The sequence below is a fragment of the Ruegeria sp. YKSF57 genome, assembly GCF_059612585.1.
Genome location: NZ_JBXWQW010000085.1, coordinates 1 through 10,153 on the forward strand (window position 1 = coordinate 1; position 10,153 = coordinate 10,153).

Annotated in this window: 9 protein-coding genes; 3 read left to right on the plus strand and 6 right to left on the minus strand. The window is 58.4% G+C overall.

The features are described 5' to 3' along the window. Positions 1 to 126: 126 nt before the first annotated feature. The 5 genes from AC2FLX_RS21285 to AC2FLX_RS21305 form a co-directional block, all read right to left on the minus strand. Entirely contained in the window at positions 127 to 1,767 is a 1,641-nt protein-coding gene (locus tag AC2FLX_RS21285; protein ID WP_480749234.1) for a thiamine pyrophosphate-dependent enzyme, read from the minus strand. 89 nt (positions 1,768 to 1,856) lie between these two features. Continuing rightward, the gene (gene dapF / locus AC2FLX_RS21290) at positions 1,857 to 2,681 is read right to left on the minus strand and encodes a diaminopimelate epimerase (RefSeq protein WP_480749235.1); all 825 of its coding nucleotides are present in this window, start codon (positions 2,679 to 2,681) and stop codon (positions 1,857 to 1,859) included. 4 nt (positions 2,682 to 2,685) lie between these two features. Beyond that, positions 2,686 to 3,426: an amino acid ABC transporter ATP-binding protein gene (locus AC2FLX_RS21295; protein WP_480749236.1), complete on the minus strand. Its 741-nt coding sequence runs from the start codon at positions 3,424 to 3,426 to the stop codon at positions 2,686 to 2,688. Positions 3,427 to 3,437: 11 nt separating this feature from the next. Next, complete coding sequence (locus AC2FLX_RS21300) at positions 3,438 to 4,388, minus strand: amino acid ABC transporter permease (RefSeq protein WP_496811486.1); 951 nt, start codon at positions 4,386 to 4,388, stop codon at positions 3,438 to 3,440. A gap of 77 nt (positions 4,389 to 4,465) precedes the next feature. Continuing rightward, the gene (locus tag AC2FLX_RS21305; protein WP_480749238.1) at positions 4,466 to 5,302 is read right to left on the minus strand and encodes a transporter substrate-binding domain-containing protein; all 837 of its coding nucleotides are present in this window, start codon (positions 5,300 to 5,302) and stop codon (positions 4,466 to 4,468) included. 824 nt (positions 5,303 to 6,126) lie between these two features. Here AC2FLX_RS21305 and AC2FLX_RS21310 point away from each other — a divergent pair. From AC2FLX_RS21310 to AC2FLX_RS21320, 3 genes are all read left to right on the plus strand, one after another. Next, the gene (locus AC2FLX_RS21310) at positions 6,127 to 7,752 is read left to right on the plus strand and encodes a helix-turn-helix transcriptional regulator (protein ID WP_496810349.1); all 1,626 of its coding nucleotides are present in this window, start codon (positions 6,127 to 6,129) and stop codon (positions 7,750 to 7,752) included. 201 nt (positions 7,753 to 7,953) lie between these two features. Next, positions 7,954 to 8,355, plus strand: a complete 402-nt coding sequence (locus AC2FLX_RS21315) for a cupin domain-containing protein (RefSeq protein WP_496810350.1) — start codon at positions 7,954 to 7,956, stop codon at positions 8,353 to 8,355. A 26-nt stretch (positions 8,356 to 8,381) separates the two neighbouring features. After that, a complete protein-coding gene (locus AC2FLX_RS21320; RefSeq protein WP_496810351.1) occupies positions 8,382 to 8,834 on the plus strand; it encodes a hypothetical protein in 453 nt (150 codons plus the stop codon). A gap of 566 nt (positions 8,835 to 9,400) precedes the next feature. On the opposite strand, the gene AC2FLX_RS21325 is transcribed toward AC2FLX_RS21320, so the two are convergent. Continuing rightward, a partial coding sequence (locus AC2FLX_RS21325) for a hydantoinase/carbamoylase family amidase (protein WP_496875537.1) occupies positions 9,401 to 10,153 on the minus strand: 753 nt, incomplete at its 5' end.

The following is a 10,153-nucleotide window of genomic DNA, read 5'->3' on the forward strand; positions in this document are numbered from 1 at the left end:
TGTCGAAATCTGGCTCGCCCACAGAAAAATCGATCAGATCGGCCCCGGCTTGCCGCAGCTCATAGGCTTTGTTGAAAACGCCAATAATGGGCGATGGGGGAAGGGCATCGACGAGGCTTGACAGCATCAGGACGCCTCCGCCAGATCGGCCAGCGTCAGGTTGGGGCCGAGGCTGTCCGGTCCCACCAGAATGTGGATAACGGCGGCCTTGCCCAAGGCCCGCGCACGTTCCAGTGCAGGCGCAAATTCAGCGGTGGTTTCCACCCGCTCGCCATGAGCGCCATAGCCCTGCGCCACGACGGCGAAATCGGGGTTGGTCAGCGATGTGCCCGACACACGGCCCGGGTGCTTGCGTTCCTGATTGGTGCGGATCGTGCCGTATGAGCCATTGTCGACGATGATGAAAATAGGATCGAGGCCGTACTGTACCGCCGTCGCCAGCTCCTGCCCGTTCATCAGGAAATCACCATCACCTGCGATGTAAACGGCTGGTGCATAGGGTCGCGCCACCTTGGCCGCCACCGCTGCCGGAACCCCCATGCCCATTGCGCCCGAAATCGGCGCAAGAGCGCCCAGAAACTGACGGTAGTTGAAGTGGATATTGGGCCAGTCTGCGGCGTTGCCCGCGCCTGTGGTCATGGTGGTCTCATCGGGCAGCGTAGTGTTGAGCACGCGCATCACCTCGGCCATATCGACCGGGCCGCGCTGTGCTGGCAGTGACCGCATCGCCTCATAATCCGCACGCGCCTGCGCGGGAGAGTGCCGCTTGGCCACCGGCAGCAGAGCCAGTGATTTCGCCGCCTCGTTCGGGTCGGCCAGAATGGGCAAATCGGCATGATAAAGCCGCCCCAGATCTTCGGCCCCCGGCAGGATATGAACCAGTTTACAGGCTGGTTGCGGGGCCTTGATCAGGCTGAATTTCAGCGTGGTGCCATCGTTCAGCCGTGCACCCAGTGCAATCACCAGATCGGCGGATTTGGCATATTCATTTGGCATCGGATTGCCGCCAAAGCCCAGGTTGCCGATGAAATTCGGATGGTCATGGGGAAACAGCCCCTGCCTGCGAAACCCAACCGCGACCGGCAAGCCGTGATCCTCGGCAAATCGAAGAGCGGCGGTGTGCCCGTCCTCGGTCCAGCAGGTGCCGCCCAGCAAAAGCAGGGGGCGTTCGGCCTGCGCCAGCAGATCAGCCACCTGCTCCATATCCGCAGGGGAAGGTGACGGAGGGGTCAGCTTGATTGCGGGCAGATCGGGCGTGTCGGTTGGTTCGGCCAGCATATCCTCGGGCAAGGCCAGCGCCACTGGACCGGGCCGCCCGGACAGCGCCGTGCGGAAAGCACGGTTGAGATATTCTGGAATGCGGGCGGGATCGTCGATTTCGGCCACCCATTTGACCATATGACCCAGATAGCGGCGATAATCGACCTCCTGAAACGCTTCTTTGTCACGATGGGCGCGTGGGATCTGCCCGATCAGCAGGATCAGCGGGGTCGAGCCCTGCTGGGCGGTATGCACCCCGATCGAGGCATTGGTCACCCCCGGACCCCGGGTGACAAAACACACACCCGGCTTGCCGGTCGCATCCGAGTAAGCCGCCGCCATGAAGGCCGCGCCGCCCTCTTGCCGGGTGGTGTAGTATTTCAGCGTGTTCGAGCAATCATGCAGCGCATCCAACGCGGCCAGATAGCTTTCGCCGGGCACGCCAAATATGGCTTCGACCCCGTTGACCCGCAGCATATCGATCAGCACCTGTCCGCCTGTCCGCATGGCGATCACTCCTCTCGTTCCGTATTCATTCTTTGCCAACCTTAAGTTTGGCTGGAAATTGAAAATCTCGCACCGGGGCTGAAGCGAATTCACCCCGAAAACCGGTATTGCCCGGTAAAGCAATGGGCCACCGGTCCGGTCATCTCGGCCACCTCGTCAGACCGGATGCGGATTGTGACTTTTCCGGCGGGCATTTGAACCTGAACCTCTGACTGGTCGGTGCGGCCCGATAGCCGCGCCGCCTGCACCGCCGCACAGGCACCCGAGCCGCAGGCTGTGGTCAGAACGCCGGGGCGTTCATAAACTGACAGCCGCATCTGGGATGGGGACAGCATCTGAACCAGACCCACATTAACACTTTCGACAAAAATCGGGTTGGCCATGATGTCCGGGGCCAAGGCTGTCAGATCCACTGCATCCAGATCGTCCGTGAAATACACCACATGAGGATTGCCGATGCTTACGCCCACCGGGTTTTGCAGCGGCCCGTTACCCACGGGCAATGCCATCATGTCTTGCGGTGTACTCAGTGGCATCGCCTGCCAGTCCTGCGTCAATGCCCCCATCTCCACCTGCACCAGATGATCCCCGCGGCGCCTGGCGCGCAGAGGGCCAACCCTGGTGGACAGGGTGATCTCGTCAGCCCCGGCCTCCTCCAGCAGCAACCAGGCCACGCAGCGGGTGGCGTTGCCGCAGGCCTGCACCTCGGTCCCGTCGATGTTGTAGATCCGCAGATCGGCAATCACGTCAGGCCGGTCCGACGGTTCCAGAACCACAAGCTCATCCGCGCCCACACCCACCTTCGGGTCGCAAACCCAGATGATTTCTTCGGGCGTCGGGCCATAGGGCGTGGTTCGGGCGTCCACGATCACAAAGTGATTGCGTAGACCCTGCATCTTTACGAATTCAGGCATGGGCTTAGTGTTGCAGAATCTGGCTCAGGAAGGATTTGGTGCGTTCGCTTTGCGGATTGTCGAAGAAGTTCACGGGATCGTTTTCTTCGATGATCTGACCTTCATCCATAAAGATCACGCGATCAGCGACCGCCTTGGCAAAGCCCATCTCGTGCGTCACGCACACCATGGTCATCCCGTCGCGGGCAAGGCTGACCATGGTGTCCAGAACCTCTGACACCATTTCAGGGTCCAGGGCCGAGGTCGGTTCGTCAAACAGCATCACCTTGGGGTTCATGCACAGCGACCGGGCAATGGCCACACGCTGCTGCTGGCCGCCTGACAGTTGGCCCGGAAATTTGTCAGCCTGTTCGGGAATGCGCACTCGTTCGAGATATTTCATCGCCGTTTCGCGCGCCTCGGCTTCGGGCACACCGCGCACCCACATCGGCGCGGCCATCAGGTTTTGCAAGACCGACAGATGCGGGAACAGGTTGAAGTGCTGGAACACCATGCCAACTTCCATCCGAACCTTGTTGATATCCTTCATCTTCTGGTGCAGCTCGATCCCGTCGACGATGATCTGCCCTTCCTGATGCGCCTCAAGCCAGTTGAGTGTGCGGATCATGGTGGATTTACCCGAACCGGACGGCCCGCAGACGACGATCCTGTCGCCCTTGTTGACAGTAAAATTGATATTCCGCAGCGCGTGGTAGTTGCCATACCATTTGTTGACGCCGCGCATTTTGATGATGGGCTCTGCCATGACGCGGCCTCCTAATGGCTTTTGGTGCGGAAGTGACGCTCGATCCGGCCCTGGATCAGCTCCAGACACATCGACAGCATCCAATAGATCAGTGCAGCGGTGATCAACATCTCCATATGCTGGAACGTTTTGTTACCCAGCGTGCGCGCCAGAAACATCAGTTCCCAAACACCGATGACCGATACCAGCGAGCTGTCCTTCAGCATCGCGATGAACTGGTTGCCGGTGGGCGGGATGATCAGCGGCAGCGATTGTGGCAGGATGATGCGGCGCATGGTCAGGCCAAACTTGAAACCCAGCGAGCGCGACGCTTCCCATTGGCCCTTGGCAATGGATTGAATACCGGCCCGAAAGATCTCGGTCATGTAAGCGCCATAGCAAAGCGTCAGCGCCAGAATCCCCGCCGGGACCGCGTCGATCACATAGCCCAGCTGCGGAAGGCCCAGATAGATCAGATAGACCTGCATCAGCAGCGGCAGGCCCCGCAAGAATGAGGTGTAAAAGCTGGCAATCGCATAGGCAAACCCGTTCGAGGACAACTTTGCAACCGCCCCGATGATGGCCACAATCGAGGCCAGCGTGATCGAGATGGCCGAGACGTACAGTGTGGTGAACACACCCTGACTGACCATGAACCAGACTTTTGAACGGATGAACTCAAAGTTCAGATCAAAGCCGTAGAAAAAGGCCAGAAACAGGGCCAGCAATTGCAACCAGACCACGATCACCTGCAGGCGGAAATTGAGAAACCCGATTATAACAATGTTCAACACGAGCAGAATGCCCAGCACGAGGCCCGTGGCGAATCTTCCGTACAGCCCGGATTCTCCGGGCTCTCCAATCACCGGGCGCATCATCTCGCCAAAAACTGATCCGCTCGTGTCGATCAGGAAAAAGAATGCAACTGCAGCCGCCAGCATTACGGCAATTATCTTGGGTTTGTGGACAAGCGGATCGCTCACCACTGTATCTGCGTATAGCATTGGCCCGCCTTTACTGTCGGTCGGCCAGTTTGGGACAGGCCGACCGATTTCTGTTTTTATTTGGTGGAGGTGTAGTCGACCCCATACCACTTTTCGCTCAACGCGGTCAGGGTACCATCCGATTGCATCTCAGCGACAATAGAGGCCAGCTTGTCGTTCAGATCCTGATCGCCCTTGTCGATGGCAATGGCCAGCGGTTCGTAGAATACCGGATCGCCCAATATCTTAAGCGGATAGTTGTTTTTGATTCCCTCAAGCAACGAAGGAAGCGATCCGACCATGCCATCAAGGCGAGTGCCGTCACCAAGCCGCAGATCGTCCATGACAGCAGTCGAATCCTTGTAGGACCGCAATTCACCCGGAGTGATCTGGTATTCGAAGCTTGGAACACCTTCTGCATCAATTGTCAGGTCGTGCTGAAGATAAAGTTCGAAAACGCTTGATGTTGTTGCACCCATCGTTTTGTCATTCAGGTCCGCCAGCGATCCGGCAGAGCTGTCTTGGTGCACAGCAACCGCCGCCGGAGTGTAGTAGTAGACAGCCGGAAAACTCAACACTTCCGAGCGCGCGCTTGTCGGGGTCATCGATCCAACAGAGACGTCCCAGCGACCGTTCCAGTTGCCGGCAGTAATGATGTCCCAGGCGGGGGTCACAAACTCGACCTCGACACCAAGGCGCGAGGCGATCTCACGCGCGACGTCAACATCGAACCCATCCATTTCGTTGTTGTCATTCAGAAAGCTCTGAGGGGCCCAGTTCGCGTCGGTCGCGACCATGATCTTGTTGTCGGACATGATGCGATCGAGCGCTTCTCCGGCAATACCTGTTCCTGCACTGACACTGAACGCGGCAACTGTCGCGGCGATGGTGAATACTCGTCTCGTTATTGTCATTTTGATCTTCCCTGGCTGGAAACGCATTGGGAAAATCTGCACGGAATTTCGTTTTTGCCTTAAGGAAATCTATTTGGCGTGTGTGAAATTTTTTCACCAACCGGTTGTCGACCGCCGCCCGTCTCTGCTGCGCCAATGAGATCCGGCGACGCGCAAAACGTGAGATCCTCCAGCAGCCGTTTCAACTATGCCTATTGGTCAGAAACAAACACAAGCATCCAACAGTGTGAAAGTTTGTCTTGCCTTACCCAGGTTTCGTTCTTTTGAATGAAAGATCTGTTTGCCATCTATTAATTCACACCCAAAGTTGCTGCGTGATTTACGATTGGCCGATATCGTCACAGAACAGCATCACGGAATTTCATGCCTCTGCAGAATGTACTTTGCTGCGAGTGCGTGCAGCGAGAAAATCGAACTCAAAGGTTGGGTCTCTCCAGGAACCTTCGCCGCGATCTGCAGCAAGGGCAGGTCTGGGGTGGATCGACTTTCGCTGCGCGAGGTGTGAACTGGTAAGACGCGGGACAAAGTGGGCTTTCGCTGCTTTCGCGCCAATGGCTGCTTTTGCAACAAAGCCGACACGCTGCTACTTGGCTGAGACACTATCGACATCCAACAACGGCAACTTGTGCCAATTTGTGATCACAGCGGACGAATGTACAGCCGAAGGCGGCTAGTATATGACGCGCCCTTCAACGCAAGCATCCCTCGTACCGCCCAAATAGCAACGAGCGTTAGGCGGTCGCCAACAGATTTGATGATGCACAAGTTTTGCACTCACCGCCGGCTATGCTAGGTTTGTCCCGATCAATGAATGGGTCGGATCCATGCGAGGCACCAGCGCAGAGAACTGGCAGGACGATTTTGATAGCCTTGCAGCTCAGGACGCAGTGGGTGGGCTAGGAACTGATGACCTCGAAGCGCTCGCCACAGCGGCCTACATGACCGGTCGCGAAGACGACTACCTGTCGATAATGGCTCGCATTTTTGAAGCCCGAGAGGCGGCGCAGGAGGACGAAGCCGCGGCTCGGACGGCATTCTGGATTGGACTAGCTTTTATGTTTCGCGGCGAATATGGCCGTGGAGGAGGCTGGGTTGCACGCGCCGCAGATCTGGCCAAGCATCTGCCGCCCGACAGCGCTGTGCACGGCTATGTGCTCACACCATCGGCTGAAGGCGCACTGGATCGCGGCGCCCCAGCTGACGCGCAAGAACTGGCCGAGCGCATCCTGGCAAACGCAGAGGGATGCGGTGACGCGGACCTGGAAGCCATCGCGAGGCACATCGTCGGTCGGGCGAGGTTTGCGCAGGGCGACATCATTGGCGGACTGGCCGATCTCGACCGTACAATGATCGCCGTCACCGAGGGCCGGTGTTCGCCAATCGTGACCGGACTAATCTACTGCAGTGTCATCGATGCTTGTCAGAGCTTTCAGATTTATCAACGCGCCGGGGAATGGACTACTGCGCTGGCGAGCTGGTGTGACGTCCAACCGGGGCTTGTCGCCTTCACCGGTCGATGCATGGTCCATCGGGCCGAAATTCTGGTATTGTCAGGCGACTGGTGGGCTGCCGCGCGCGAAGCCGACGCAGCTTGCGAGCGGCTTGCAGTGGGACCGACCGCGCATCACGCTGGTCCTGCATTTTACCAGCGTGGCGAGGTGCTTCGGCTCACAGGCCGATACGACGAGGCAGGTGAGGCTTACCGTGCCGCTAGCCGCCATGGCTTCGATCCACAACCTGGGCTAGCGCTTTTGCGGCTTGCCGAGTGCAAAGTGCAGTCGGCAGGCTCCGCGATCCGCCGAGCGCTGGTGGTTGCCAAAAGACCGACTGAGCGGATGCGGCTCCTGCCGGCAGCCGCCGAGATAGCGCTTGCCGCTGGAGACGCGGCGGCAGCTGAGGAGTATTGCGTCGAACTTGGCGGGCTGGGGCAGACACACGGCTCGGATGTGGCGAAGGCTGTTGGAGCAGAAGCAAACGCCACAGTCGCGTTGGCTCGAGGCCAGGCTGAGAAGGCGTTGCGCGAATGCTCGCAGGCCCTCGTGGTGTGGCGCCAGTTGGCTGCCCCGCATCGGCTTGCACGTATCCGACTGCTGACTGCCCGTGCTTGCGCTGTGCTGGGCGATGCCGAAACCGCCAGAGCAGAGGCTGATGCCGCAATAGAAATCTTTCGCGGTTTGGGTGCCGGACCCGATGTGAGGGCCGCACAAGCTCTGCTGCGTAAGCTCGCTACCGACCCCGAGAGCCCGCTGACCACGCGGCAAGCCGAAGTGCTGCGCCTTGTCGCCCGAGGTCAGACAAACCGTGAGATCGCCGGTGAACTGGGGCTCTCGGAACGCACTGTGGACCGGCATGTCTCCGACATTCTTACCCGGCTCGAAGCTCCAACCCGCGCCGCCGCGAGCGCCTGGGCGGTCTTGAACGGACTTACCTCACAGATCGGCTCTGAGTAGTTCTACCCAGTCGAATTTTTCAGGCACCTCGGTAACCTCACCGAAGCGGACTTCGCATTGCGCGTCTACCCTTGAGTCATCGCAAACGAACGGAGCAAGGCACGGAGGCCACTTTGACAAGTATGACCCACAAGCCCGGCACCTCTGGAGCCTTTGCCAGACATACCACCCACCGAACCAAGACCGGAATAGGAGTTCACGATGACAAGACTGACGACAGCACTGACCGCAATCACCTTGGCGTCCCTGACGGCCGGCAACGCAATCGCTTCCGAAGAGGAAGTCGTGACCATGCTGCTAAGCCAGGCTCTCGTGGGCATGGAGGACACGGAAGTTAACATTTTGAAGCTCGATGTTCCGGCCGGATACCAGACACCACGCCACATTCATCCCGGTCACCTTTTCATCCTCGTGCTCGACGGAAACGTGGAACTCGTTGTCGAGGGTCAGCCGACTGTGCAGCTCATCACAGGTGAGGCGGCCTACGAGATTCCCAATCTGCCAATGATCGGCCGCAACCTCAGTACGACGGAACCAGCGCAGCTGTTGATATTCGCGATCGGCGATGCGGGTGCTCCGATCGAGATCCCCGCAAACGATTGAAGCTCAGTGGACAAAAGGAGGACAATATGACCCTGCAGACAGCCGAAATCGAAACCGCCATCCTCGATATCCACAGCTTCTTCACCGACTGGGTGGGAGGGCGTTGCCCGGGAGACTCCGAAACCTTCCAGAAGAACGCCCTCGACAAGATTGCCGATGATTTCGTCGCAATCTTCCCGGCCGGCCGCATGTTTGGTAAGAAGGACTTCGAAGGCTACATGGGGTCGATCTACGGATCGAACCCAGACTTCCGGATCAAGATTCGCGACATTCGGATGCAGCATCTGAGCGCGGAAATCGCTGTCGTCAATTACGAGGAATGGCAACGTGATGCAAAGGACTCTGAACGCCCCAACAATGCGCGCGTGACGACCATGGTTCTCGGAACCAAGCCGGACGGCGACGGCCTGCACGTGCTGCAGGTGCACGAGACGTGGTTGCCCGACGAGGTTCAAGTGAGCGGCGACTACAGCTTTTGAGATTAAGCCACATGACCCGCCCCGGCTTTCCCGGAGCGGGTCACTCAGACTGGCGGAAAGCTTGTCATCCTGATTTCTAAATACCGCCGTTGCTGACATTCGCTCACGCCGCAGCATTCGTGAAATTGGGCTCGTTGCTGCCTTCGGATGCTACGCAGCAAACACCTGTCAGAGATCCTTTTCACCGTCGCACACGGCCCAAAGCCGACCTCCAGCAGCTGATCGTGATGCTGCGATCGCAGCCCGCTTTGCGGTCATTCGCTGCAAGTGCGAAACCGGCATTAAGGGGAACTGGTGCTTTGCGGGACAGACCGGACTTTTGCTGATGCAGCTATCGCTTTTGCGCCAATCGCTCGCACCTGCAGCGGTGTCTATTGGAAAAGCCGGAAATCTACACCAGACCAGTCGTTCAATCACATCATGCGCAGCTATTCGATACTTCGCAATTCTCGCACCAGAACTCTGGGCTTTGAGCAAGACGTCGTGTGGATCAAGGTCGTGTATTTTATGCTTGCGGGAAAGAGTGCTGTGATACGCGCTTGTTCTTAGAGATATCGCAGTCTGCTTCAAACTTCCAAAGCCACAAGAAAGGTTGCAATAGATTGAATTGCAGCATCCATGTCGTCGCTCGCGGCGAATTCTTCTGGTTTGTGGCTAACCCCGTCTTCGCAGCGGACAAACAGCATCGCGATTGGACAGAGGTCTGCCATGGCCGATGCGTCATGTGTGGCCCCGGACGGCAGGCGCGGCGCGGTTGGGCAGATTGCGCCGGTAGCAGTCGACAGGGCGTCAATCAGATCGCGATTACATGGTACGGCGGGTTGTTCATAGGTACGTTCCATCGAAAACCCTACGCGACGCCCGCCCGAGATGTTATCGCCCAGGGATCGTGCCAATCTTGCGAAATCGTCGCGGACGGTGTCGTTCAGCGCCCGAATCTCCAAGGTCAATTCAACCGCGCGTGGGATCGCGTTCACTACGTTAGGATGCAAGGACAATGCGCCAATGGTCGCCCGCAGATCGGTGGCCTGTTTCGCCGCGTCATGGATGGCTGAAATGAAATCCGAGGCGGCCACCAGAGCATCACGGCGGCCGTCCATGGGAACTGTACCGGCATGACCCGTATCGCCAGTGAATGTGACAGTGTTCCGCTCGATGCCACAGATGCCCGTGACAACCCCAAGCGCGCTATCCTTTGCCTCCAGCACCGGTCCTTGTTCGATATGGACCTCCAGATAGCCCAATGTCTTGGCGTGGTCCCGTGCCAGTGACGCGACGCAGTCCGGATCACCCCCAAAGCGGGCAAGCGCGGCCCGAAG

What these genes read in the sequence shown, in the direction of transcription:
- AC2FLX_RS21285 (WP_480749234.1), bottom strand. Translation starts at nt 1,767, where the DNA reads ATGCGGACAGGCGGACAGGTGCTGATCGATATGCTGCGGGTCAACGGG.
- dapF (WP_480749235.1), bottom strand. Translation starts at nt 2,681, where the DNA reads ATGCCTGAATTCGTAAAGATGCAGGGTCTACGCAATCACTTTGTGATC.
- AC2FLX_RS21295 (WP_480749236.1), bottom strand. Translation starts at nt 3,426, where the DNA reads ATGGCAGAGCCCATCATCAAAATGCGCGGCGTCAACAAATGGTATGGC.
- AC2FLX_RS21305 (WP_480749238.1), bottom strand. Translation starts at nt 5,302, where the DNA reads ATGACAATAACGAGACGAGTATTCACCATCGCCGCGACAGTTGCCGCG.
- AC2FLX_RS21310 (WP_496810349.1), top strand. Translation starts at nt 6,127, where the DNA reads ATGCGAGGCACCAGCGCAGAGAACTGGCAGGACGATTTTGATAGCCTT.
- AC2FLX_RS21315 (WP_496810350.1), top strand. Translation starts at nt 7,954, where the DNA reads ATGACAAGACTGACGACAGCACTGACCGCAATCACCTTGGCGTCCCTG.
- AC2FLX_RS21320 (WP_496810351.1), top strand. Translation starts at nt 8,382, where the DNA reads ATGACCCTGCAGACAGCCGAAATCGAAACCGCCATCCTCGATATCCAC.